A 26107-nucleotide genomic window follows, 5' to 3' on the forward strand; every position below is an offset into this window, starting at 1 on the left:
ACTTGCAAGCTCATATGTTTGAAATTCAATTCCTGCGCACTTCCAGCACACCACTGACTTCATGCAACACATGCAGTGCCTTTTGGAGCTGTGTAGTACCACCTATTTCCACAGTAAATGACATGCGCGCTTGTGATTTTGCGCTTTGGGTATTGACGCCTATCACATTGATTTTTTCACGGGAAAATACCTCGGAAATATCACGCAGCAATCCCTGGCGGTCTTGCGCCAGCACAAAGATATCGACGGGATAAACTGTGTCCTTGCCATGATCGCCCCAGGTCGTCTGTATGACGCGCTCGGGTGCCTTATTACGCATCTCGGCAAAATTCTTGCAAGTCAGGCGGTGTATGGATACGCCCTTGCCACGGGTAACAAAACCGACGATATCATCTGGCGGTGCCGGTTTGCAGCAACGCGCCAGTTGTGTCATCAAGCCTTCAGTACCGACCACCAGCACGCCGGATTTGGCGCCTTGCGTGACGCTGGATGCACGGCTTTTATTGGTGAAGCTGAGTTCATCCGGCTCAACTTCCGCCACATTCTCACGCAAGACTGTTTCAATTTGCCTGAGACTGAATTCATCTTTACCAACGGACAGGAAGAGATCATTCACATCAGCAAAACCCAGCTTGCGTGCCAGTTCTTCAAGGTTGACTGCAGTCTTGCCTTCGCGCTGCAAAGTTTTTTCAACTAGGGCGCGGCCATTCGACAGGGTTTCTTCCTGATCGATGGCATTGAACCAGGCGCGGATTTTGGTACGTGTGCGGGTACTCGCAGAATAATCCGGCGAGAGCCAGTCACGCGACGGGCCAGCCTGGGAAGAACCGACTTTGAGAGTAATGATCTCCACTGTCTGACCATTTTGCAGGGGCGTATTCAGCGGCACCATGACATTATCAACCCGCGCGCCACGGCAGCGATGACCAACATCGGTATGCAGGTGATAGGCAAAATCCACGGGCGTGGAATTGCAGGGCAATTCTATGACGCGGGCCTGCGGGGTCAGCACATAAATTCTGTCATCCAGGCTGGCGGCCTTGAGTTTTTCTACCCATTCGCGTTGCAATTCTTCTTGCTCGACGACGACATCGGTGACGTCAGTTTTCCAGGCCAGCAATTGCCTGAGCCAGGCGATTTTTTCGTCGTATTCCTGAGCTGAAAAATTTGAGCCACCCGACTCTTTATAGCGCCAGTGCGCCGCTACGCCATACTCTGCAAACTGGTGCATTTCACGCGTACGTATCTGCACTTCCAGCGGCCTGCCGTCTTCTACCACCACGACCGTATGCAATGATTTATAGCCATTCGGTTTGGGGCGGGAAATATAGTCGTCGAACTCTTTGGGTATCGGTGTCCAGGCATTGTGAACCAAGCCTAAGACAGTATAGCAATCCTTGATATCATCAACGATAACGCGAAAAGCGCGCACGTCGTACAACTCATCAAAGTTGACTGACTTGCCCTTCATTTTTTTCCAGATACTGTAGATATGCTTGGGCCGTCCTGATACTTCGGCCTTGATGCCAGCTATCTGCAATTCCTTGTTCAGTCTTTCTATCGCATTGACGACAAAGCTCTCACGTTCCAGGCGCTTTTCCTCCAGCATCTTGGCAATGCGCTTGTATTGTTGCGGCTCGAGAAAACGGAAAGACAGGTCTTCCAGCTCCCATTTGAGTTGCCAGACACCGAGGCGGTTTGCCAGCGGCGCGTACAAGTCCATGGTTTCACTGGCATATTGCTGGGCCGCGCCATCTTCGCGCTTGCACTCAGCAAAGTAACGCAAGGTGGTTACCCTTGATGCCAGGCGCACCAGCACTACGCGCATGTCGGTGGCCATGGCCAGCACCATCTTGCGCAGGGTTTCCATCTGGCTGGCGGCTTTTTCAGCAGCATCTTTACCACGGCCTACATCATGCTGCGTCAAAGCGGCTTCGCGCAACTTCATCAGACGGCGTATACCGGTAACTAGATCGGCGATTTCCTTGCCAAAGCGGATTTCTATCTGCTCTGCCGCAATCGGGTTCAGTTCTGGCAATTCAAACAGGATGGCCGCAATACGGGTATCAACATCGGTACGCAACATGGCCAGCGTCGCCACCACGCCGTTCACAAATTGCAGGGCATTTTGCTCTGTGACGACACATTTGTTGGCATACAGAGGGGTGACGTATTCCAGCGCCGCGATGACGCGCTCTGCGTCGGCTTCAGACAAGCCTTCCAGCAAAGCTGCTTCAGTTGCTGTGGTCGAGATTGATACCATATGATTTATATCTGTGCTGCAGTGACGACAACTTCAATGAGCCAGGCAGGATTGGCCAGTTTAGCTTCTACCGTGGCACGCGGTGGTGTATTACCCAGGGCAACCCAGGCGTCCCATACCTGGTTCATACCACCGATCATGCTGATGTCAGACAAAAATATCTGGCAACTGAGTATGCGCGATTTGTCGCTGCCTGCTTCGGCCAGCAAACGGTCGATATGGGTCAGTACTTGCGCTGTTTGTCCTGCTATATCCTGGCTGGCATCATCAGGGATTTGCCCGGCCAGATAGACGACTTTGTTAAAAATGGCGGTTTCGGACAAACGCGGACCTACGTGAAATCTTTGGATACTCATTTTTTGACTCTATTTTTAAACTTATTCCTGGTTCAATAAAAAATCAACAGCTACCGCTATTTGATCAGGCTGCACAAACGTCGGTGCATGTCCCACGCCGGCAAACTCCACCAGCCGGGCGCGTGGGCCACGTTGAGTCATCGCCTGCGCTGATTCAGCCGTCAGCAAATCTGACTCTGCGCCACGTACCAGCAAGGTCGGGCAACTTATTGCATCATACGCTGCCCACAACATGGTCTGCGCAATTGCTGCCAATTCTGGCGTGCTGGCCTTGATAGGCTGCGCAAGACCTAAATCATAGTGTCGCACCCATTGCCCCTGCTCGTTTTGACGCAGGACATCGCGCGCCAGTTTTCCCCACTGAGCCTCACTGTGCGGGCCGAAGGAGATCGAGATCGCCTTGATATAGGCTTGCGCTTCCTCAAAACTGTCAAAGCGCACATCCTGGCCTATGTAGTCGCCTATTCTGGCAAGTGCATCAGGATTAAGCACGGGGCCAACATCATTCAGAATCAACTTTTTGATGGGATTGTCAGGCAGGCTCGCAAGACTCATGCCTATCAGGCCACCCATGGATGTACCAAACCAGTGCACGGTCTGTGCGTCCAGTCTGGCCAGCAAGCTGACCATGTCGCTGACATATTGCGGAATCTGATAATGCATGGGATTGCGCAAACGGCCTGAATAGCCACGCCCGACCACGTCAGGGCATACCACACGATACTCATTGCATAATGCCACGGCCAAGGAATCAAAGTCCTCAGCCACCCGCGTCACACCGTGGACACAGACCAGAACCTTGGGATTAAGCGGGTCACCCCACTCTTTGTATGACATGGCGTGCAAGCCGGTAGGCGAGATACATTGCACTGATTTGCGTCTTGCCTGCATGGATTTTCCTCGTGAACAGTATTTTTACTAGCGCTTATGACCGACATTTTACCGTTCGTTGCGCTTAAAATCATTGTTAACTGTTGGCATACATGTTTTTTTAACAAAACAACATGCGCTGACTGGCATTAAAACCAAACTTCCCTTGCAAAAAACGACATCTCAGGAGACAGCATGGCAGCATCTTTCCTCACCGGTAAAACCGCATTGGTAACAGGATCCACATCAGGCATAGGTCTGGGCATAGCCCGCTCACTGGCTGCCGAAGGCGCCAATATCATTTTCAATGGCTTTGGCGACAGACAGGAAATACAGACTTTGCAAACTGCCGTAGAAAACGAATTCGGCGTGAAAACGGCCTATCACAACGCCGACATGAGCAAAGCGACAGAAATCGAAGCAATGATGACCTACGCTGACAGTAACTTTGGCGGTGTCGATATCCTGGTCAATAACGCAGGCATACAGCATGTTGCCAATATTGAAGACTTCCCGGTAGAGAAATGGGATGCCATCATCGCCATCAACCTGACATCGAGCTTTCATACCACCCGCCTGGCCTTGCCGTACATGAAACAAAAAAACTGGGGCCGCATCATCAATCTAGCCTCTGTCCATGGCCTGGTTGCCTCGGCACAAAAATCTGCCTATGTCGCAGCCAAGCATGGCCTGGTCGGCTTTACCAAGACCACGGCCCTGGAAACCGCACAAACAGGCATTACCTGCAACGCGATCTGCCCGGGATGGGTATTGACGCCCCTGGTGCAGAAACAGGTCGATGCGCGTGCAGAAAAAGACGGGGTTGATAATGAAACGGCAAAAAAACGCCTGCTGGCTGAAAAACAGCCTTCAGGAGAGTTTGTGACGCCAGAACAACTCGGTGCACTTGCCGTATTTTTCTGCAGCGCAGCAGCCGATCAGATCCGTGGCGTAGCCTGGAATATGGATGGTGGCTGGGTAGCCCAATAAGCCACAAAACAGAGCTAAGGTACGTCAAAGTATTTTGTTTCACTGGTAGTGCCCCGAATTCAGATGTATAGTTTCATCACACATTTGAATAGGGAGCACCCATGCGAACTGCAATGCGCATCGTCCTGGTTTCTGCAATTTTACTGAATGCCGCCACCTGCGCTGCGGCTGACAAGATGAAGCCGGGTCTATGGGAAATGACGACCAAGTCAGATGCCATGAAGGCCATGCCCAAGATTCCACCTGAGCAGCTGGAAAAAATGAAGCAGATGGGCATTAAAATGCCTGACATGCAAAACGGTGCGATGGTGAGTAAGGTCTGTCTCACCAAGGAAATGGTAGATCAGGAAAAACCACCCACCGGTGGCCGTGAACAGCACTGCCAGAACAAGAGTTTCAACCGTTCTGGCAATACCTACACTGCCGAGATGGTATGCGACAGCCCGGACATGAAAGGCACAGGTATAGTCAAGGGCAGCATGACTCCTGATAGCGTGAACTCGGTCTATGATTTTAAAGGCGTCTCACACGGGAAGCCGATTGATCATCATATGGAAACCACAGGCAAATGGCTGGGTGGTGATTGTGGCACCACCAAACCCTTCACCATGCCGCCGAAAAAATAAATCTCTTTCATTGCTCAACAATAACAAAAAGGCCGGTGCATGACACCGGCCTTAGTTTTTAAGTCCCCCTGAATATCAGGCTACTGCACTGACGTCCAGTGTTGCCTCGGTCTTGGCGATGATTTCTTCCTTACTGACGCCGCTGGCCAATTCAACCAGTTTCAAGCCCGCCGGGGTCACATCAATGACACCGAGGTCAGTGATAATGCGGTTGACCACTCCCACGCCCGTCAATGGCAGGTTACAGGTTTTCAATATTTTGTGCGCATCGCCCTTGGCGACATGCTCCATCAGCACCACAACGCGACCTACACCTGCCACCAAATCCATTGCACCGCCCATCCCCTTGACCATTTTGCCAGGTATCATCCAGTTGGCCAGGTCGCCATGTTCGCTGACCTGCATCGCGCCAAGAATAGCCAGGTTGATCTTGCCGCCACGTATCATGGCGAAAGAGTCAGCTGAGCTGAATATGGAAGAACCCGGCAAGGTTGTTACTGTTTGCTTACCGGCGTTGATCATGTCGGGATCAACCTCCTCTTCAGTCGGGAATGGGCCTATGCCGAGCAAGCCATTTTCTGACTGCAGCCAGACTTCCATGCCTTGCGGCACGTGATTGGCGACCAGGGTAGGCAAGCCTATGCCCAGGTTGACGTAAAAACCGTCTTGCAATTCTTGTGCTGCACGCGCAGCCATTTCATCACGATTCCATGCCATGTCTTGTCTCCTGCTATCTTAATTCGATGGGCGTACGGTACGCTGTTCTATACGTTTTTCTGGATTGGCATTAACGACGATGCGCTGTACGAAAATACCTGGTGTGTGAACTTCATCCGGGTCCAGTTCGCCAGTTTCTACCAGTACCTCAACCTCGGCTACGGTGATCTTGCCAGCCATCGCCACATTGGGATTGAAGTTGCGTGCGGTCTTGCGATATACCAGATTACCGGCCTTGTCAGCCTTCCAGGCTTTGACCAGAGAGACGTCGGATACCAGTGAGCGTTCCATCACATATTTCTGGCCATCAAATTCACGAATTTCCTTGCCGTCGGCAACTATTGTACCCACGCCGGTCTTGGTAAAAAAGGCCGGGATACCGGCACCACCAGCACGCAGCTTTTCTGCCAGCGTGCCCTGTGGGGTGAATTCCAGTTCGAGTTCGCCAGCCAGGTACTGACGTTCGAATTCCTTGTTTTCACCGACATAGGATGAAATCATTTTCTTGATCTGGCGGGTCGTCAGTAACTGGCCCAGGCCAAAACCGTCTACACCGGCGTTATTTGAAATGGCGGTCAATTCCTTGACACCGGAATCGCGCAAGGCAGCGATCAGAGCCTCAGGTATGCCACACAGGCCAAAACCGCCTACAGCGATAGTCTGACCGTCCTTGATAATGCCAGCCAGGGCACTGGCTGCATCAGGATAAACTTTGTCCATATTGTCCCCTCTCCAGGTTGTAAATCGATATTTCTTTTGTCAAATGGCTGCTTGCAAATTACCGCAAACAGCCACACAAATCATTAGTCTTACAGGATATGATGCTGCGTTATACTGCGCAATACCGTAAAAATACGCCTTTACCAGTAACCTGTCAGTGGACCGCAGAAATGAACGCAGCACAGCCCATCGATTTTGAATCCATTTTTCAACACGCACCTGTCGGTATGTGCGTGTCGCAAAACCGTATTATCCAGGCTTGCAATGATGATCTGGCTAAAATGTTTGGCTATCAAAAAGATGAATTGCTGGGCAAGTCTTTTCTGGTACTTTACCCCAGTCCGGACGAATTTGAACGTACCGGAGCCAGGATCACGCCCATCATGAATGCCAAGGGCTATTATTCTGACGAGCGCATCATGAAACGTGCCAATCAGGAGCTGTTCTGGTGCCACGTCTCAGGCCGTGGCCTGAACAAGGACAACCCTCATGCTGCCGGTATCTGGACTTTTGAGGATCTCAGTGCAAAACGCTCCGTCACCGCCGAACTGACACCACGAGAGCGCGAAATTGCTGCCCTGCTGGTAGAAGGCAAGACCAGCAAGCTGATTGCCCGCCAGATAGACCTCAGCCCCAGGACAGTGGAAATGCACAGGGCTAAACTCATGCGCAAATTCAATTCAGCCACATCCAGCGAACTGGTGCACAAATTGCTGGGCATCATGCGCTGAGCGCTGCAATAAGCTCAAGTACAGAGGCGGGCCTGGCCCGCCCCTTTCATCACTTATTTACATCATACATAGCTCAAGGCAATTCAAATCTTCGCGGTCCTGGATGGACGTTTTGCGACCTTGATTTCACTGAGTTTTTGCTTGATGGCTTCAGGCAAGGCCTCGGATTTACCTGTCTCGGCAGATACCCACACCACTTTGGCCCCACCCTCCGCATACAGGGCGTAACCATCACCGACTGAACGCATTTCCTGTATGGTCTCAAAACTGCTGCGGCCTGCTGCGCCGATATAGGTGCACACTTCCACCTGCCCCGGATATTTCAAGGGCTTTTTGAAGGTGCAATAGGCATTGACGATCACCGGACCATTACCCTTGTCATCCGGCAGGCAACCCATCATGCTCAGCCACTCAATACGCGCCTGTTCCATATAACGGAAATACACGGTATTGTTGACATGGCCCATGGCATCCATATCGCCCCACCTGATAGGAATGGTGACGGTATAGACCAGCTTCTTTTCCGTGACCTTGTTCTCTATCATTGCACGCTCATACCGTCATCGGCAGTAACGATGGCACCATTCAGGAAGCGGGATTCTTCCGCCGCCAGCAAGAGCAACAAACCATCGAGATCTTCTGGTGTACCAACACGTTTTCTTGGCAGCATATCGACCAGTTTCTGACCTGCATCGGTAGAGAAATAGTCAGAATTGATTTCAGTTGAAATATAGCCTGGGCAAATCGCATTCACATTGATACCATACTTGCCCCACTCCACTGCCATGGCCTTGGTCATGTGCACTACGGCAGCTTTGCTCATGCAATAAATGCCAATTTGCGGCAAGACGCGCAGACCGGCTACTGAAGCGATATTGATAATGCGATGTTGTTTTTTTGGATCACCCTTGTGACGGGCGATCATGCGCTTGGCTGCTTCTTGCGCCACGAAAAACGCACCGCGCTGATTGGTATCCATGACATAGGCATAATCGTCCGGCGTCACATCGACCAGGCGTTGTGTGGTCGATACACCAGAATTATTGATCAGGATATCGATAGGGCCAGCCTCTGTCTCCGCATGGGCAATCGCTGATTTGATGCTGCCGTAATCCGTGACGTCCAGAGCAACCACATGGGCCGCACCACCTTCAGATTCGATCTCGGCACGCAATTCCTTGAGCCTGTCTATACGGCGCGAAGCCAGCACGACCTGTGCACCAGCCTGCGCTAGGATTTTGGCAAATCGCGCGCCTAGGCCGCTGGAAGCGCCAGTTACCAACGCAATCTTGCCTTCGAAATTGACTTCTATGCCCATCTGATTCTCCACTAATAATTTGAATAAGCTTACTACTCTATCTACCCGCTATGATGACATACTGATTATGCTTGTGTTGTATGGATTTGAATTAGTTGAGGATATTTACAGAAATTTTCCTGCCATTTCACATGATCTTGATGCACACCAAAGTTGGCTCTGCGATAATTCCGAGTGTTTTGTACATCCACAACAATAAAAATTCGAGCACACCCTCGCTTGCGCAATACATTCACAGCAGATAACATGCTGACAGCAAATAAGCACGCTCGTTCGAAAATCTTCAGAAAGTGAAAATAGCCATGACACAAAGCATACTTGAACAGTACGGCCCACGCGACGCGATGGAATATGACGTCGTCGTCGTCGGCGGCGGACCCGCTGGCCTGTCAGCAGCGATCAAGATCAAGCAACTGGCCGCAGAAAAAGGCACTGAGGTCTCAGTCTGCGTGCTCGAAAAAGGTGGCGAGCCTGGTGCCCACATCCTGTCTGGTGCCGTCATGGACCCCAAGGCCTTGACTGAACTCTTTCCCAACTGGAAGGAAATGGGTGCCCCCCTGAACACTGAAGTGACAGAAGACCGCGTTCTGATCCTGACAGAAACCAAGGCTTACCGCACACCTAACTGGATGCTGCCAGCCTGTTTCGAGAATCATGGCAACTACATCGTCTCGCTGGCCAATGTGACGCGCTGGCTAGGTCAGCAGGCCGAAGCGCTGGGCGTAGAGGTATTCCCAGGCTTTGCTGCGGCAGAAGTCTTGTATAACGAAGATGGTTCCGTCAAAGGTGTTGCAACTGGCAATATGGGCGTAGATCGCCACGGCCAGCCCTCCTCTTCTTTCCAGCTTGGCATGGAGCTGCATGCCAAGTACACGCTGTTTGCTGAGGGTGCCCGTGGTCACCTGGGCAAGCAAGTCATTGCCAAATACGATTTGAACAAGGGCAAAGACCCGCAGTCATACGGCATAGGCATCAAGGAATTGTGGGAAATCGATCCCAAACAACATCAGCCTGGCCTGGTCGTGCACACGACCGGCTGGCCCCTGATGGATCAGTACAGCGGCTCTTTCCTGTATCACCTGGAAGACAATCTGGTGGCAGTTGGCTATGTGGTTGGCCTTGCTTATGAAAATCCTTACCTGTCTCCTTACGAAGAATTCCAGCGCTTCAAGACCCATCCCGCTATCCGGACCTTCTTTGAAGGCGGCAAGCGCGTTTCTTATGGTGCGCGTGCCATTACTGCCGGTGGCCTGCAATCCTTGCCAAAACTGGTGTTCCCAGGTGGTGCACTGATAGGTTGCGATGCTGGCTTCCTCAATATGAGCCGCATCAAAGGTAGTCACGCAGCGATCAAGACCGGCATGCTGGCTGCCACTGCTGCATTTGAAGCAGTATCAGCCAACCGCCAGCATGATGAACTGAGTGCGTATTCAACGGCATTCGAGCAATCATGGTTGCATGAAGAGTTGTATACCGCACGCAATGTTAAACCCTTGCTCAAGCGCGGTACTTATGGCTCACCTCTGGTGTGGCTGGATCAGGTGGTCTTGCGCGGTAAGGCACCATGGACGCTGCATCACAGCAAGGCTGATCATGAATGCCTGCGCCCTGCTTCAGAATTCACGCCCATCGTTTATCCAAAACCCGATGGCAAGCTGACTTTTGACCGCCTGTCTTCGGTGTTTATTTCCAATACCAACCATGCGGAAGACCAGCCCATACATCTGACCTTGAAAAATGCCGATATCCCGGTCTCAGTCAACCTGGCAAAATTTGCCGGGCCCGAGTCACGCTACTGTCCGGCTGGGGTGTATGAATTCGTGAAAACCGAAGAAGGCGCTGACCGCCTGCAAATCAATGCGCAAAACTGCGTGCATTGCAAGACCTGCGACATCAAGGACCCAACACAGAATATCGTCTGGGTAACGCCTGAAGGTGGGGGAGGACCCAATTATCCAAACATGTAATCGAAGTCCTGATTAAGCTACCGCGCAGTGCGATTTTGAGCCAGCGATGCTCGTCGTACGTATGTACGACTGCGCTTCTTAACTCAAACTAGCCCTGCTCGCTACGCTTACTCAGGACTTCTTAACATACTACTGTCGAAATGGATGTTTAATTAAAAATGCCGCTGATCAGCGGCATTTTCGTTTCCCAGACTCTCGTGATCGCAATTTGCAATCACCACTTACCGGCAAGGATTTTTTCCAGCCAGAATGTGCCTATGACAGTTTTCACGTCGGTGATCTGGCCGGATTTGATCCAGTCCAGCATTTCTGGCAGTGTTGCGGTAAATACTTCGAGGAACTCTTCTTCATCAAGGGCGGCCTGCCCTGCTGTCAAACCCTTGGCCAGGTAGATATCCAGATGCTCGTCGGAGTAAGCGATGGCGTTGTGTATGGTGCAGACGAAAGACCAGTCACTGGCTGTATAGCCGGTTTCTTCGCGCAACTCTCGCTGGGCGCACAGCAAGGGGTCTTCACCCTCATCTATTTTGCCTGCCGGAAATTCTATGAAGACTTGATGCAAGGGATAGCGGAACTGTTTTTCCAGCAGGATGCGGCCATCGTCAAACAGAGGGATGATAACCACAGCACCAGGGTGACGTACGTATTCACGGGTGGCAGTCTGCCCATCCGGCAAGGACACGACATCTTTATCAACCTTCAGAAAACTGCCTTCATACACCAGTTCACTGCTGATCTTGTTTTCTTGCAGATCAAGTTTGCTCGTGACTTTCTCAACCATGATCGCGCTTCAGGTAACGGTACACAAAACCGGGGAAAGCCAATACCAGGAACAGGCAGGCATTGATGGCATAGAATTCCCATCCTTGCGGAAAGCGGTTACCTGCGGCAGACTCAAGAACAAAGGCGATTCCACCGACACAGAAATACAGGATGATAAGTTCAAGTAGGCGTAACCACAAGGACTTGACCTGAATCATATTTAATTGCGCCGATAGCTCGGGCTGTGCAGGCATGGCGCGCATGGGCGCGTCATTCGTGGTAATTGCTGCCGCATTTGCATCGTCGTCTGTAGTTTCTGCAACAATCAAATCGGCTGCAGATGAGGACGCGGATTTCCAAAAGAAAATAGATTTGAGAAATGCAAAGCGCTGCAAGCCTATGATAGCAAAGCAGCGCTCATTCAAAAAAGGCAGGTTGGCAGCTAAAACTGCCAACACGATGATCAACCAGCTTGATGCAGAATTACCCACTGCTGGCCGTATCAGTATTTAAGTGTATTGGAGATGGCGTTCACGCAGGCTGTCATCAACGAGCCTGGCAAGATACCCAGAACAACGACCATCAGACCATTCACGCTCAAGACCATACGCATGTCAGCGCTGGCAACGATAGGACTATTATCTACTGGATCATCAAAATACATGAGTTTGACGATACGCAGATAATAGAAAGTACCTATCAGCGAGAACAGTACGGCAACGATAGCCAGCCACAATTTACCAGTCGATAAGACCGCCTGCAAAACTGACAGCTTGGCATAGAAGCCCATCATAGGTGGAATACCTGCCAGCGAGAACATCAACAGCAGCATGACGAGGGCAAACCATGGATTGCGCTTGTTCAGGCCTTTCAGGTCTTCCAGGTTTTCTGCTTCAAAACCTGAACGTGCCAGCAACATGATGACGCCGAAAGTACCGAGCGTCGTCAATACATAGGTGATGCTGTAGAACATGGAAGAGCTGTAAGCATCGACTGCCAGGTCAGAATTACCATTTGCCACGCCAGACAACATGCCCAGCAACATGAAACCCATTTGCGAAATGGTGGAATAAGCCAGCATACGCTTCAAGTTGGTTTGCGCAATCGCGGTCAGATTACCTATCGCCATCGACAAGACCGCCAGCACTACCAGCATCTGTTGCCAATCAACTGCCAGTGGGAACAGGCCCTCGACCAGCAAGCGGAAGGTAATTGCAAACGCCGCCAGCTTGGGTGCACCACCCAGTAACAAAGTCACAGCAGTTGGCGCACCCTGATACACGTCAGGTACCCACATATGGAAAGGAACCACACCCAGTTTGAATGCCAGACCCGCAACCAGGAAAACGATACCGAAAACCAGGATAGTTTTGTTTGCCGTAGCTGTTGCAGTGACTTTAACGACTTCATTCAACTGCAAAGAGCCGGTAGCACCGTACAACATGGAAATACCATATAGCATGAAACCGGACGCCAGTGCACCGAGGATGAAATACTTCATCGCCGCTTCGGTAGAAACGGTATGGTCACGACGCAGGGCCACCAGGGCATACAGTGACAGGGACATCAATTCCAGGCCCAGATAGATCACCAGGAAATTATTACCAGAGATCATCACCATCTGGCCCAGCAAGGCAAACAGCGCCAGCACATAGTACTCACCGCCAAGGTGGGTATTGGTCATCGCACGGTCGCTGACATACTGACGGGAATAAATCAGGGTCACGCCTACTGCGATATAAGAAAACAGCTTCAGCAATACGGCCATGGGATCAGAAACGAACATATTATTACTGACGTATTCCGACTTCACCGGATCAGCGAATACCACTGTCAGGACACCACAGATCGTCAATGCCAGTATGCTGAGCGCATAAGTCACATTGCGTTTGCTGTCCGGCAAAAACATATCAGTCAGCAAGATGCCGCAAATCGCCAGCAGCAAAAAGATTTCAGGGTAAAGTGGTATCAGGTTCATATTATTCAATTTTTACTAGCATTGATCTGCTGCCACGACTATCTGATGCAGACTGCCGTGGCTTGCGTATCCAAATTCCCGGTCAAGGTATCAGCTTAGGCACTGCCACATGTCGCAACAGATCGGCTACCGACACCTGCATTGCATCTGTAAATGGTGCTGGATACAAACCCATCACCAATACCGCTATTGCCAACACACCCAGCATGAAGAATTCACGTTTATTCAGGTCGCTCAGGTGAGCTACATGCTCATTCGTGATATTGCCAAACACAACGCGCTTGACCATCCACAAAGAGTACGCTGCACCAAAAATCAGGGCTGTTGCTGCCAGCATGCCTATCCAGAAATTAAACTGCACCGCACCCAGGATAACCATGAACTCGCCGACGAAACCGGAAGTTGCCGGCAAGCCGCAGTTAGCCATGGAGAACAGCACGAACAAGGCAGCAAATTTAGGCATGGTATTAACCACACCACCGTAGTCAGCAATTTCACGGGAATGTACGCGATCATACAAAACACCGATACACAGGAACATCGCGCCAGAGATAAAGCCGTGGGAAATCATTTGCACGATAGCGCCCTGCACTGACATGTCGTTGAACATGAAAAAGCCCAGAGTCACAAAGCCCATGTGCGCAATCGAAGAATACGCCACCAGCTTTTTCATATCTTTTTGTACCAGTGCCACCAGGCCGATGTAAATAACAGCGATCAGCGACAGTGTGATCATGAAACCTGCCATGTAATGGCTGGCGTCAGGAGCGATAGGCAAAGAGAAACGCAGGAAGCCATAAGCACCCAGTTTCAACATGATGGCTGCCAACACGACAGAACCACCAGTCGGCGCTTCAACGTGGGCGTCTGGCAACCATGTATGTACTGGCCACATAGGAACCTTGACTGCAAACGCCATCAGGAAGGCGCAGAAAATCATGATCTGGGTCGTCAACGGCAAAGGCAGTTTATGCCATACCAGGATATCGAAGGAATGACCCGCTTTCAGGTACAGGTAGATGATGGCAACCAGCGTCAGCAAAGAGCCCATCAGGGTGTACAGGAAGAACTTGAATGCAGCATATACACGGTTCGGGCCACCCCAGACACCGACGATGATGTACATAGGGATCAGCGTGGCTTCAAAGAAGACATAGAACAACATGCCATCAGTTGCGCAAAACACACCTATCATCAGGCCAGACAAGATCAGGAAGGCACCCATATACTGAGCGACTTGCTTTTCTATGACTTCCCATGCAGCAATCACGACGATTACGGTGATGAAAGCTGTCAGAGGCACCAGCCACAAAGAGATACCGTCTATGCCCAGTGCATAGAACACATTGAAGCGTTCTATCCAGCTGTATTTTTCAACAAACTGCATGCCATGCGCAGCATTATCAAACAGCTTGATCAAAGGCAGCGTCACGATAAAGCTGCAGATAGATCCGATCAGTGCAACACCGCGCACAAGCGAGGGATTGTTATCGCGCCCGAATGCCAGTATGAAGATACCGAAAACTATCGGTAACCAGATCGAAAGGCTAAGTAGAGTAGAAGTTGACTGCATAGTAATTATCTTTTTATAGCCGTGGTCACTTATTTAGCAAAGGGAAACAGCACTGTATAAGCCAGGAATCCCATCACGCCGAGTATCATCACAAATGCATAGTGATAGATATAACCACTCTGCAAATGACGTATCAGTTTGGAGACCCAGCCAACCAGTTTTGCGCTGCCGTTAACTACCAGGCCATCGATGAGGCCTTTGTCACCAATATTCCACAAGCCACCACCGAGTACACGTGCGCCACCAGCAAACACGATCTCGTTGAAGCGATCCATGTAGTATTTGTTGTCCAGCAAAGTGTAGAGTGGCATGACAGCATTCTTGATCTTGGCTGGAATTTCAGGCTTGACCATGTAGAACACATAAGCAGTCACCACACCAAACAGTGCCAGCCAGAATGGTGGCGTCAGGAACGAGTGCAAGCCCATTGCACCAGCGCCGTGGAATTCATGACGCAGCTCTTCCATTGCGTGATGTGCTTCATTAACAAAGATCACGTCCTTGAAGAAGCCGCCAAACAGCATGGGTTCAATCGCAATCGCACCAATAAACAGCGAAGGAATTGCCAGCAAGACCAGTGGCAACCAGACAACCATAGGTGACTCGTGTGGTTTTTGCCCTGGAGCCAGGCCATGATGATGATCGTCATGGTGGTCGTCAGCAGCATGATGATCATCGTGATGATCGTGGGCATGCGCCTTGCCAAAGTTTTCCTTGCCGTGGAAGACCAGGAAATACATGCGGAAGGAATAGAATGCCGTGACAAACACACCTGCCAGCACCGCAAACTTGGCAAAACCTGCACCTGCCAGATGGCTGGCCTGCACTGCCTCAATAATGCTGTCCTTGGAATAGAAACCAGACAGGAAAGGTGTGCCTATCAACGCCAGCGAACCAGCCAGAGAAGTCAGCCATGTAATCGGCATGTACTTCCTCAAGCCACCCATGTTGCGAATATCCTGATCATGGTGCATACCGATAATCACGGAACCAGCACCAAGGAACAGCAGTGCTTTAAAGAAAGCATGCGTCATCAGATGAAATACCGCAACCGAGTAGGCAGAAGCACCCAGTGCCACTGTCATATAACCCAGTTGTGACAGTGTGGAATAAGCCACGACGCGCTTGATATCGTTCTGGATAATGCCCATGAAACCCATGAACAGCGCAGTAATCGCACCTATCACCAGGATGAAGGACAAGGCAGTGTCAGACAATTCAAACAATGGTGACATGCGTGACACCATGAAGATACCTGCGGTAACCATGGTCGCCGCGTGGATCAGAGCAGAAATCGGGGTCGGGCCTTCCATCGAGTCTGGCAACCAGACATGCAGAGGGAATTGTGCAGACTTACCCATAGCGCCGATGAACAGGCAGATACAGGCAACGGTGATCAGCATCCAGTCAGTGTGCGGCAACAACATCGCTGCCAGTTCATTTTTCTTGGCGAATACTTCAACATAGTTCATGGAACCAGTGTTAGCGACCAGCAAACCTATACCCAGGATGAAACCAAAGTCACCAACACGGTTGACCAGAAAGGCTTTCATGTTGGCATAGATTGCCGTTGGTTTGGTGTACCAGAAACCAATCAGCAAATAAGAAACCAGACCTACAGCCTCCCAGCCAAAGAATAATTGCAGGAAGTTGTTACTCATGACCAGCATCAGCATGGCAAAAGTGAACAGGGAGATATACGAGAAGAAGCGGTTATAGCCTTCGTCTTCTGCCATATAGCCTATGGTGTAGATATGCACCATCAGCGACACAAAGGTCACGACGCACATCATCATCGCTGTCAGGCTGTCAACCATGAAGCCAACTTCCAGCTTCATGTTACCGACCTTCATCCATTGGTACAGGGTCTCATTATATGTCGCGCCATCCATCACGGCAGACAAGGTCATGCAGGAGATGATCAGTGCAATCAGTACACCAAGTATGGTGACTGTATGTGATACCTTGCGGCCAACCACATTGCCGAAAAACTTCGTTCCTAGCAGACCTGCAATAGCAGACCCGGCCAGAGGCGCCAGTGGTACTGCCAATAATAATTGTGGGTTAAGTTGCCCCGCCATGATGACCCTTTGTTAGCTTTATTACTTTTCTAAATCGCCAGCGTATACCGGACTACCGGACTGCCGCAGCAGGCGACAATCCGCACCATTAACCTGATTAACCTTTTAATGCATCCAGATCTTCGACATTGATGGTATCCAGATTACGGAACAAGACCACCAGGATCGCCAGACCTATCGCTGACTCAGCAGCAGCAACGGTAAGTATGAAGAACACGAATACCTGCCCTGCCGCATCACCCAGATAATGGGAAAACGCGATGAAATTGATATTCACGGCCAGCAACATCAATTCAATCGCCATCAGCAAGACGATGATGTTTTTACGGTTGAGGAAAATACCGACGATGGAAATCGCAAACAGGATTGCGCCCAAAATCAGGTAATGCGTCAAACTCAAAGTCAAAGCCATTTAAGCCTCCGGATTCACAGTAGTTGCCGCAGCAGTGGCATTGTTCTCAGCGCGTTCGGATTCAGCTTTCATGCTGACGATACGGATACGGTCCTTGGCTTTTACTTTGACTGCCGCAGCAGGATCAAAATATTTACTGTCTTTGCGACGACGCAAAGTCAAAGCAACTGCAGCGATAATAGCCAGCAAGAGGATGGCTGCCGCAACCTCAAAAGCAAACTGGTAATGCGTGAAAATTTCCATACCAAGGTACTTGGTGTTACCTATCTTGTCAGCTGCTGCCGGCACATGATTGTCCGGACGCAAAAAGCCGCGCAGCAAGACTGCCGACATTTCTAGTACGATGATGACACCGACTGCAGCGGCCAATGGAAAGTGACTCCAGAAACCTTCCCTGAGTTTGTCGAGATTGATGTCCAGCATCATCACAACGAACAAGAACAGCACCATGACCGCACCTACATACACCAGTACCAGCACGATAGCCAGGAACTCAGCTTTTAACAGCAACCAGATACCTGCAGCATTGAAGAAGGTCAGCACCAAGAACAAGGCCGCATGCACGGGGTTACGTGCAGAAATGACCTGGATCGCGGCGACTATCATGATCGCTGCGAAAACATAAAATAAAACGGTAGTAAATTCCATATCGAACCAGGTCCAGTTAGCGGTATGTGGCATCAGCGGCACGCGCTGCTGCAATTTGTGGCTCGTAACGATCACCTACAGCCAGCAACATCTCTTTGGTGAAATACAGGTCACCGCGTTTTTCACCGTGATATTCCAGTACATGGGTTTCCACGATGGAATCGACCGGGCAGGATTCTTCACAGAAACCGCAGAAAATACATTTAGTCAGGTCGATGTCATAACGGGTAGTACGACGGCTGCCATCAGCACGCTGATCAGATTCAATCGTGATCGCCATGGCTGGGCACACTGCTTCACACAACTTACAGGCGATGCAGCGCTCTTCCCCATTCGGGTAACGACGCAGAGCATGCAAGCCACGAAAACGTGGAGACTGTGGTGTTTTTTCCTCAGGAAATTGCACCGTGATCTTGCGGGCGAACATATAGCGGCCTGTCAGGGCGAGGCCCTTGATCAGTTCGCGCAGCATCAGGCTGCCAAAAAAATCCTTGATTGCTTCCATTTTTTTAGCCTCTTACTTCCAAATATTCCATGGAGTTTGCATCCATGCTGCGACGATCACCAGATACACCAGGGTAAGCGGGATAAATACTTTCCAGCCCAAACGCATGATCTGGTCATAGCGATAACGCGGGAAGGAAGCACGTGCCCAGATGAACATGGAAACCACAACAAAAGTCTTGATACCAAGCCAGATCCAGCCAGGGATGAAATCCAGGAAGCTGAACGGTGCAGACCAGCCGCCGAGGAACATCAAAGATGCCATCGCGGAGATCAAGATCATGTTGGCGTATTCAGCCAGGAAGAACATGGCGAAAGACATACCTGAGTATTCGACCATGTGGCCGGCAACGATCTCGGATTCCCCCTCAACCACGTCAAACGGATGGCGGTTGGTTTCAGCAATACCGGAAATCACATACACCACGAACATAGGCAACAGCGGCAACCAGTTCCATGAGAACAGGTTGAAACCATGGCTGGCGGCAAAACCCTTGGTCTGTGCATTGACGATATCAGTCATGTTCAGGCTGCCAGACACCATCAACACAATGACCAGCACAAAGCCCATGGCGATTTCATACGACACCATCTGTGCAGACGCACGCATGGCACCGAGGAAAGCATACTTGGAGTTGGATGCCCAACCGGCGATGATGATGCCGTAAACTTCCATCGAGGTGATTGCCATGATCAGCAGCAAGCCTGCATTGACGTTTGCCAAGACAGTTTCAGGGCCGAAAGGAATCACCGACCAGGCTGCCAGCGCAGGCATGATGGTCATGATAGGTGCCAGCACAAACAAGACTTTATTTGCCTTGGCGGGGATGACGATTTCTTTGAGCAACAGCTTCAGCGCGTCAGCAATAGGTTGCAGCAAACCTGCAGGCCCCACGCGGTTAGGACCAAGACGGATGTGCATCCAGCCTATCATCTTGCGTTCCCACAAGGTCAGGTAGGCGACACAACCCATCACTGGCAAAGTGATGCAGACGATCTTGAGCAGTGTCCACAAAGGCATCCAAAAAGTGCCCAGGTAGTGCTGACCAAATTCATGAATAGAGAGCAGCAAATTCATTATGCACGCTCCAATTTGATGGCACCGAACATGCCGTCCAGATTACTTGTCAGGCTATGGCCTGCAGCAATCCTGACCACATTATCAGGCAAGGATTTATCTATTCCGACGGGGATCAGGGTAGAACCTGTTTTGCTCAGTCTGACCATGTCACCTTCGGCGATGCCGAGCTTGCTGGCGTCAGCAGAGCTGATCCATGCTTGCGGTGCACGTGCATCGGCTGTCAGTTGCAGGGATTCTGCACGGCGTACGATAGCGTCTGTGCTGTAAATACCAACGTCAGCAATACGTTCCATGCCAGCAGCTGCGTTAGCAGGAACTGATGGAGCCAGTTTGGATGAGTTGTTCAACTGTGTAGTCAGGTCAGCTTGCGTCAATACTGTTGCGCGCACTGCTTCTGCTGTTTCAAAATCAAAGTTGTCCAGACCCAGCAAATTGCCAAGTACGCGCAAGACTTTCCATGCAGGACGGGTATCACCCAAAGGTTTGACCACACCGTGGAAACTTTGTGCACGGCCTTCGCAGTTCACGAAAGTACCGGATGTCTCTGTGTAAGGAGAAACTGGCAGCAAGACGTCAGCATATTCAGCACCGTGCCTGAATGGCGACATGACGACGACCATTTCAGCATTGTCCAAAGCGGCTTTGGCTTGTACCGGATGTGCGCTGTCAAGCAAAGGCTCGGCGTGTAAAACGATGTAAGCTTTTTTGGCTTCAGTGAATACTGGCTTGGCATTGTTGGCAGGGATCGCATTTGCGAGGTAGCCGCCAACAGTGTTTGCCGCTTCTGTCAGATAACCAAATTCCGTAGCTGCGTTTTCTGCTATCCACTGTGCCAGTGCATGCAATTGCGATGCTTCTGGATGGTAAGACGCTGCATTGCCCAGGAATACACCAGCCTTGCCAGCCAGCAGGCTGGCCGCAATTGCTTCTGCTTTGGCAGATGCCTGTACTGCGTCGTAACCAGCTGGTTTGGCGATTTCTTTTTTGACTGCGATAGCAACGGCAACCTCAGCCAAAAACGCTGTCCACATTGATGGAGCTACGATTGCATTATTCGCCAGCTTGATGAGCAATTCATCATTGGCCGCGTGCAGGATGCTCAGCTCGGCGCCCATTTTTACTGACTGACGCAGACGCGCTGCCAGCAAAGGATGGTCTTTACGCAGGAAAGAACCGATAACGAAAACGTTTTTCAGCTGACCAAATCTGGCGATGCTGGTACCCAGCCAAGGCTTGACAGAAGAATTCAGTGCGAAGTCAGACTGGCGCAGGCGGAAATCAACATTGTCTGAACCCAGGCCACGGATAACGCGTTGCAACAATGTCAGTTCTTCCAGAGTGGAGCTAGGTGCAGCAACCGCGGCGATAGCATCAGCGCCATGCTCATGCTTGACATTACGCAAGCCATGCGCGACGTATTCCAATGCTGTCTGCCAGTCAGTTTCCTGCCACTGGCCACCCTGCTTGATCATGGGCTTGGTCAGGCGTTCTGCACTGTTCAGTGCCTCGTAAGAGAAACGGTCTTTGTCAGAAATCCAGCACTCATTGATGTCTTCGTTTTCCAGCGGGACCACACGCATGACCTTGTTATTCTTGACCTGAACTATCAGGTTGGAACCCAGGCCATCATGGGCACTGACCGATTTACGGCGTGACAATTCCCAGGTGCGGGCGGAATAGCGGAAAGGCTTGGATGTCAGTGCGCCGACTGGGCACAGATCGATCATATTGCCGGACAATTCGGAATCAACCGTTTTGCCGACGAAGGAAGTGATTTCAGAATGCTCGCCACGGTTGAGCATGCCCAGTTCCATGACGCCAGCGATTTCCTGGCCGAAACGTACGCAGCGTGTGCAGTGTATGCAGCGGCTCATTTCTTCCATGGATACCAGAGGGCCTACGTCCTTGTGGAATACCACACGTTTTTCTTCTTCGTAACGGGATGCCGTGCCACCGTATCCAACTGCCAGATCCTGCAGTTGACATTCGCCACCCTGATCGCAGATAGGACAATCCAGCGGGTGATTGATGAGCAGGAATTCCATCACTGCTTTTTGTGCTTTTACTGCCTTGTCGCTGGAAGAACGGACGATCATGCCCGGCGTGACCGGAGTCGCGCAGGCAGGCAAAGGTTTAGGTGCTTTTTCAACCTCAACCAGACACATGCGGCAGTTGGCCGCAATAGATAATTTTTTGTGATAGCAAAAATGCGGGATGTAAGTGCCAAGCTTATTGGCAGCATCCATCACCATACTGCCCTCTTGGACTTCGACTTTTTTGCCGTCTATTTCGATTTCAACCATGGTCTACTCTAAGTGTGCTAACCGAAGCTGGCTTACATGTAAGTGGGCACCAAGCAATGTTTATGCTCGATGTGATATTCAAATTCTTCGCGGAAATTCTTGATCATTGCGCGTACCGGCATCGCTGCTGCATCACCGAGGGCACAGATAGTCTTGCCTTGAATATTGTCAGCAATGGAGTTCAGCATATCCAGATCATCTGGACGGCCATGACCATGCTCTATCCTGTGCACCATGCGATACAACCAGCCGGTACCTTCACGGCAAGGTGTGCACTGACCACAGGATTCTTCAAAATAGAAATAAGACAGGCGCAACAGTGACTTGACCATGCAGCGTGTTTCATCCATGACGATGACAGCACCAGAACCCAGCATGGAACCAGCCTTGGCGATGGAGTCATAATCCATGTCAGTCGCCATCATCACATCACCAGTCAAGACCGGCATGGATGAACCACCAGGGATCACTGCCTTGATTTTTTTACCGTCACGCATGCCGCCAGCCAACTCCAGCAAAGTGGCAAACGGCGTACCCAAAGGTACTTCGTAATTACCAGGTTTTGCTACGTCGCCAGACATGGAGAAAATCTTGGTGCCGCCATTGTTAGGCTTGCCTAATGCAGCGTATTTCTCACCGCCCATGGCCAGCACGAAAGGGACTGCTGCAAAAGTTTCTGTGTTATTGATCGTGGTTGGCTTTCCATACAAACCAAAGCTGGCCGGGAAAGGCGGCTTAAAGCGTGGCTGCCCTTTTTTTCCTTCCAGCGATTCGAGCAAGGCTGTTTCTTCGCCGCAGATGTATGCGCCATATCCGTGGAAAGCATGCAACTGGAAATTAAAATCGGAACCGGCGATTTTGTCACCCAACATGCCCGCAGCGCGCGCCTCTTCGATCGCTTCTTCGAAACGGTCGTAGTCAGCAAAAATTTCACCATGGATATAGTTGTAACCTACCGTGATGCCCATGGCGTAAGCGCCTATGGCCATGCCTTCAATCAGCGCATGCGGGTTATAACGGATGATGTCGCGATCCTTGAATGTACCAGGTTCACCCTCATCTGTATTACAGACCAGATATTTTTGACCAGGGAACTGACGTGGCATGAAGCTCCACTTCAAACCAGTAGGAAAACCCGCACCACCGCGACCACGCAAGGAAGAAGCCTTCAACTCAGCAATGACTTGCTCAGGAGGGATTTTTTCATTCAGGATACGCTTCAGGGATTCATAGCCACCACGTGCTACGTAATCTTGCAGATGCCAGTTTTTGCCATCCAGGCCAGCCAATATCAAAGGTTTAATATGGCGATTATGCAGACTCGTCATTATTTAACCTCTTTCAATTCATTGACCAGACCGTCAATTTTTTCATTCGACATGAAGCTGCACATACGCTTGTTATTAACCAGCATCACAGGTGCGTCACCACAGGCACCCATGCATTCACCTTCAACCAGAGTGAACTGGCCGTCTGCCGTAGTTTCCCTGTAATCGATACCGAGTTTTTGCTTCAGGTGATGTGCTGCACGTTCACCACCAGACAAGGCACAAGGCAGATTGGTGCAGACCGAAATCTTGAACTTGCCCACCGGCTTGGTGTTGTACATATTGTAGAAAGTCGCGACCTCCTGCACTGCTACTGCGGGCATGCCGATGTAGTCAGCCAGAGTCTGCATAACTTCGGGGGAAACCCAGCCAGTTTCATCCTGCGCAATAGCCAATGCGGCCATCACAGCGGACTGTCGCTGGTCAGCCGGGAACTTTGCAAGTTCACGATCAATTTTTTTAAATGCCTGCTCTGATAACACCATAGCTAATGCCTCGATTCGACGTCCTCAGGACGCCGCTTTATCTGTCAATCTCACCAAACACAATATCCTGAGTACCGATGATCGTTACCGCATCAGCAATCATGTGACCTTTTGCCATTTCATCCAAACCCTGCAAATGCGCGAAACCTGGCGCACGGATTTTCAGACGATAAGGCTTGTTAGCACCATCGGACATCAAGTAAATACCAAACTCGCCTTTTGGATGCTCAACTGCGGCATAAGCTTCGCCAGCAGGAACATGGAAACCTTCGGTGAACAGTTTGAAGTGATGGATGAGTTCTTCCATATTCGACTTCATGTTCACGCGATGTGGTGGCGCAACCTTGTGGTTATCAGTAATTACCGGGCCCTGGTTATTTCTCAGCCACTCTACGCATTGTTTGATGATGCGGTTGGACTGGCGCATTTCTTCCACGCGCACCAGATAGCGGTCATAACTGTCACCATTGACACCAACTGGAATATCAAAATCCAGCAAGTCATAGACTTCATACGGTTGCTTCTTGCGTAAATCCCATTCGATACCGGAACCACGCAACATAGGACCACTAAAACCCATGGCCATGGCGCGCTCAGGCGACACTACGCCAATACCAACCAGACGCTGTTTCCAGATACGGTTATCGGTCAACAGTGTTTCGTATTCATCGACATATTTTGGGAAACGGTTAGTGAAGTCTTCAATGAAATCCAGCAGGGAACCCTGACGGTTTTCATTCAGCAACTTCATCGCTTTTTCATTCTTCAAGGCCGATACAGTGAATTGCGGCATTTGGTCCGGCAAATCACGATACACACCACCTGGGCGATAGTAAGCAGCATGCAAGCGTGCGCCTGAGACTGCTTCATAGCAATCCATCAGATCTTCACGTTCACGGAAGGCGTACAGGAAAACCGCCATCGCACCCACGTCCAGCGCATGCGCACCTATCCACAGCAAGTGGTTCAGCAGACGCGTGATTTCGTCAAACATGACGCGGATATACTGCGCACGCAAAGGCACTTCCAGACCCAGCATCTTTTCTATGGCCATGACATAGGCATGTTCATTGGCCATCATGGACACATAGTCCAGGCGATCCATGTAAGGCACGGATTGCAGGAAAGTTTTTTGCTCAGCCAGTTTTTCAGTCGCACGATGCAGGAGACCAATGTGCGGATCAGCACGCTGTATCACTTCACCGTCAAGCTCCAGTACCAGGCGCAACACACCGTGCGCAGCAGGATGCTGAGGACCAAAGTTCAGGGTGTAATTCTTAATCTCAGCCATTATTTCATCCCGTAATTTTCTTCACGAATCACACGCGGCACATTTTCGCGCGGCTCTATCGTGACAGGCTGGTAAACAACGCGCTTTTGATCTGCGTCATAGCGCATTTCAACATAGCCGGAAACTGGAAAATCTTTACGGAATGGATGACCGATGAAACCATAGTCGGTCAATATACGGCGCAAATCATTGTGACCATCAAACAGAATACCAAACAGGTCAAACGCTTCGCGTTCATACCAGTTAGCCGCATTCCAGATATCGATCAGCGAAGGCACGACCGGCATTTCATCATCCGCTGCAAACACGCGCACACGCAAACGCCAGTTATGTTTGATCGACAGCAAGTGTGAAACTACAGCATAACGTGCACCTTCCCACAAACCATCGCCATAAGCAGAATAATCGACACCACAAAGGTCGATCAATTCTTCAAAACTGGTTTCTGCATGGTCACGCAAAGTGCGCATCACATCCAGATAAGCAGTTGCAGAAACCACGATGGTGATTTCACCCAGCGCATTCTTCAAGTCCAGAATACGCTCACCCAAGACATTTTTTACTGCCGCCTCAAGGTTTTCCAGTTTGGTAGTCATAATTTATTATTGCCCCAGCGATCGCGCGATTAACGAGCAATGGTATTGGTACGTTTGATCTTGTTTTGCAACTGTATGATGCCGTACATCAGCGCCTCAGCGGTTGGCGGGCAACCTGGCACATAAATATCAACTGGCACAATGCGGTCACAACCGCGCACAACAGAATACGAATAATGGTAGTAACCACCACCATTGGCGCAAGACCCCATGGAAATCACCCAGCGTGGCTCGGCCATCTGGTCATATACCTTGCGCAGCGCAGGTGCCATCTTGTTACACAACGTACCAGCAACAATCATGACATCAGACTGACGCGGAGATGGGCGAAACACCACCCCAAAACGATCCAGATCATAGCGCGACGCACCAGCATGCATCATCTCTACCGCACAGCAAGCCAGACCAAAAGTCATCGGCCACATGGAGCCGGTGCGCGTCCAGTTGATCAGCTTGTCGGCTGTTGTGGTAACAAAGTTTTCGTTAAATACACCTTCAATTGCCATA

At 50.6% G+C, this 26107-nt stretch carries 26 protein-coding genes and 1 pseudogene; 4 read left to right on the forward strand and 23 right to left on the reverse strand.

What is annotated here, in order from left to right; genetic code table 11:
- Positions 1-25 precede the first annotated feature (25 nt).
- From UNDKW_RS15000 to UNDKW_RS15010, 3 genes are read right to left on the reverse strand one after another with little or no spacing between them, the layout of a single operon-like run.
- Complete coding sequence (locus UNDKW_RS15000) at positions 26-2263, reverse strand: bifunctional (p)ppGpp synthetase/guanosine-3',5'-bis(diphosphate) 3'-pyrophosphohydrolase (RefSeq protein ID WP_162059338.1); 2238 nt, start codon at positions 2261-2263, stop codon at positions 26-28.
- A 5-nt stretch (positions 2264-2268) separates the two neighbouring features.
- Entirely contained in the window at positions 2269-2619 is a 351-nt protein-coding gene (locus UNDKW_RS15005) for a RidA family protein (protein ID WP_162059339.1), read from the reverse strand.
- Between the two features lie 21 nt (positions 2620-2640).
- Positions 2641-3510: an alpha/beta fold hydrolase gene (locus UNDKW_RS15010; protein ID WP_232062981.1), complete on the reverse strand. Its 870-nt coding sequence runs from the start codon at positions 3508-3510 to the stop codon at positions 2641-2643.
- Positions 3511-3684: 174 nt separating this feature from the next.
- Between UNDKW_RS15010 and UNDKW_RS15015 the strand changes: the two genes are divergently transcribed.
- Together UNDKW_RS15015 and UNDKW_RS15020 are read left to right on the forward strand one after the other, a co-directional pair.
- Positions 3685-4479 carry a 3-hydroxybutyrate dehydrogenase gene (locus UNDKW_RS15015; protein WP_162059340.1) on the forward strand — a complete coding sequence of 265 codons (795 nt, stop codon included), beginning with the start codon at positions 3685-3687 and terminating at the stop codon, positions 4477-4479.
- A gap of 101 nt (positions 4480-4580) precedes the next feature.
- On the forward strand, positions 4581-5105 hold the full coding sequence (locus UNDKW_RS15020; protein WP_162059341.1) for a DUF3617 domain-containing protein: 525 nt from the start codon (positions 4581-4583) through the stop codon (positions 5103-5105).
- Between the two features lie 75 nt (positions 5106-5180).
- On the opposite strand, the gene UNDKW_RS15025 is transcribed toward UNDKW_RS15020, so the two are convergent.
- Complete coding sequence (locus UNDKW_RS15025) at positions 5181-5822, reverse strand: CoA transferase subunit B (RefSeq protein ID WP_162059342.1); 642 nt, start codon at positions 5820-5822, stop codon at positions 5181-5183.
- Positions 5823-5840: 18 nt separating this feature from the next.
- The gene (locus UNDKW_RS15030) at positions 5841-6542 is read right to left on the reverse strand and encodes a CoA transferase subunit A (protein WP_162059343.1); all 702 of its coding nucleotides are present in this window, start codon (positions 6540-6542) and stop codon (positions 5841-5843) included.
- A gap of 170 nt (positions 6543-6712) precedes the next feature.
- Between UNDKW_RS15030 and UNDKW_RS15035 the strand changes: the two genes are divergently transcribed.
- Complete coding sequence (locus UNDKW_RS15035) at positions 6713-7273, forward strand: LuxR C-terminal-related transcriptional regulator (protein WP_162041800.1); 561 nt, start codon at positions 6713-6715, stop codon at positions 7271-7273.
- An 83-nt stretch (positions 7274-7356) separates the two neighbouring features.
- Here UNDKW_RS15035 and UNDKW_RS15040 read toward each other — a convergent pair whose 3' ends face one another.
- Entirely contained in the window at positions 7357-7818 is a 462-nt protein-coding gene (locus tag UNDKW_RS15040; RefSeq protein WP_162059344.1) for a thioesterase family protein, read from the reverse strand.
- Positions 7815-8591 carry an SDR family oxidoreductase gene (locus UNDKW_RS15045; RefSeq protein WP_162041802.1) on the reverse strand — a complete coding sequence of 259 codons (777 nt, stop codon included), beginning with the start codon at positions 8589-8591 and terminating at the stop codon, positions 7815-7817. Before UNDKW_RS15045 ends, UNDKW_RS15040 begins: the two co-directional genes overlap by 4 nt.
- Positions 8592-8935: 344 nt before the next feature.
- On the opposite strand from UNDKW_RS15045, the gene UNDKW_RS15050 reads away from it, so the two are divergent.
- Entirely contained in the window at positions 8936-10558 is a 1623-nt protein-coding gene (locus UNDKW_RS15050) for an electron transfer flavoprotein-ubiquinone oxidoreductase (RefSeq protein ID WP_162061948.1), read from the forward strand.
- 214 nt (positions 10559-10772) lie between these two features.
- On the opposite strand, the gene UNDKW_RS15055 is transcribed toward UNDKW_RS15050, so the two are convergent.
- The 16 genes and pseudogenes from UNDKW_RS15055 to UNDKW_RS15130 form a co-directional block, all read right to left on the reverse strand.
- Positions 10773-11339 carry an NUDIX domain-containing protein gene (locus UNDKW_RS15055; protein ID WP_162059345.1) on the reverse strand — a complete coding sequence of 189 codons (567 nt, stop codon included), beginning with the start codon at positions 11337-11339 and terminating at the stop codon, positions 10773-10775.
- Entirely contained in the window at positions 11332-11583 is a 252-nt protein-coding gene (locus tag UNDKW_RS15060) for a DUF2818 family protein (protein WP_162061949.1), read from the reverse strand. Before UNDKW_RS15060 ends, UNDKW_RS15055 begins: the two co-directional genes overlap by 8 nt.
- Positions 11584-11721: 138 nt before the next feature.
- Positions 11722-11811 (reverse strand): annotated as a pseudogene (locus UNDKW_RS30850) (DUF2818 family protein); the annotation flags it as partial.
- Positions 11812-11822: 11 nt separating this feature from the next.
- Positions 11823-13298, reverse strand: a complete 1476-nt coding sequence (gene nuoN / locus UNDKW_RS15070) for an NADH-quinone oxidoreductase subunit NuoN (protein ID WP_232062983.1) — start codon at positions 13296-13298, stop codon at positions 11823-11825.
- 82 nt (positions 13299-13380) lie between these two features.
- Positions 13381-14871 carry an NADH-quinone oxidoreductase subunit M gene (locus UNDKW_RS15075; protein ID WP_162041805.1) on the reverse strand — a complete coding sequence of 497 codons (1491 nt, stop codon included), beginning with the start codon at positions 14869-14871 and terminating at the stop codon, positions 13381-13383.
- Positions 14872-14900: 29 nt separating this feature from the next.
- Positions 14901-16952 (reverse strand): NADH-quinone oxidoreductase subunit L, encoded by a 2052-nt coding sequence (gene nuoL, locus UNDKW_RS15080; RefSeq protein ID WP_162059347.1) that lies wholly within the window; start codon positions 16950-16952, stop codon positions 14901-14903.
- Positions 16953-17049: 97 nt separating this feature from the next.
- Complete coding sequence (gene nuoK, locus UNDKW_RS15085; RefSeq protein ID WP_162041807.1) at positions 17050-17364, reverse strand: NADH-quinone oxidoreductase subunit NuoK; 315 nt, start codon at positions 17362-17364, stop codon at positions 17050-17052.
- Positions 17365-18012, reverse strand: a complete 648-nt coding sequence (locus UNDKW_RS15090; protein ID WP_162061950.1) for an NADH-quinone oxidoreductase subunit J — start codon at positions 18010-18012, stop codon at positions 17365-17367.
- A 16-nt stretch (positions 18013-18028) separates the two neighbouring features.
- Complete coding sequence (gene nuoI / locus UNDKW_RS15095; RefSeq protein WP_162041809.1) at positions 18029-18517, reverse strand: NADH-quinone oxidoreductase subunit NuoI; 489 nt, start codon at positions 18515-18517, stop codon at positions 18029-18031.
- Positions 18518-18529: 12 nt separating this feature from the next.
- Positions 18530-19594 carry an NADH-quinone oxidoreductase subunit NuoH gene (gene nuoH, locus UNDKW_RS15100; RefSeq protein WP_174247594.1) on the reverse strand — a complete coding sequence of 355 codons (1065 nt, stop codon included), beginning with the start codon at positions 19592-19594 and terminating at the stop codon, positions 18530-18532.
- Complete coding sequence (nuoG, locus tag UNDKW_RS15105) at positions 19594-21900, reverse strand: NADH-quinone oxidoreductase subunit NuoG (RefSeq protein ID WP_162059348.1); 2307 nt, start codon at positions 21898-21900, stop codon at positions 19594-19596. The genes nuoH and nuoG overlap by 1 nt, the downstream gene beginning before the upstream one ends.
- A gap of 32 nt (positions 21901-21932) precedes the next feature.
- A complete protein-coding gene (gene nuoF, locus UNDKW_RS15110; protein ID WP_162041812.1) occupies positions 21933-23228 on the reverse strand; it encodes an NADH-quinone oxidoreductase subunit NuoF in 1296 nt (431 codons plus the stop codon).
- Positions 23228-23713 (reverse strand): NADH-quinone oxidoreductase subunit NuoE, encoded by a 486-nt coding sequence (gene nuoE, locus UNDKW_RS15115; RefSeq protein WP_162041813.1) that lies wholly within the window; start codon positions 23711-23713, stop codon positions 23228-23230. Before nuoE ends, nuoF begins: the two co-directional genes overlap by 1 nt.
- A 37-nt stretch (positions 23714-23750) precedes the next feature.
- On the reverse strand, positions 23751-25004 hold the full coding sequence (locus tag UNDKW_RS15120) for an NADH-quinone oxidoreductase subunit D (RefSeq protein WP_162059349.1): 1254 nt from the start codon (positions 25002-25004) through the stop codon (positions 23751-23753).
- On the reverse strand, positions 25004-25600 hold the full coding sequence (locus UNDKW_RS15125) for an NADH-quinone oxidoreductase subunit C (RefSeq protein ID WP_162059350.1): 597 nt from the start codon (positions 25598-25600) through the stop codon (positions 25004-25006). The genes UNDKW_RS15120 and UNDKW_RS15125 overlap by 1 nt, the downstream gene beginning before the upstream one ends.
- A 29-nt stretch (positions 25601-25629) precedes the next feature.
- Positions 25630-26106 (reverse strand): NADH-quinone oxidoreductase subunit B family protein, encoded by a 477-nt coding sequence (locus tag UNDKW_RS15130; protein WP_162059351.1) that lies wholly within the window; start codon positions 26104-26106, stop codon positions 25630-25632.
- Position 26107: the final 1 nt, after the last annotated feature.

The organism is Undibacterium sp. KW1 (assembly GCF_009937955.1).
GTDB lineage: Bacteria > Pseudomonadota > Gammaproteobacteria > Burkholderiales > Burkholderiaceae_D > Undibacterium.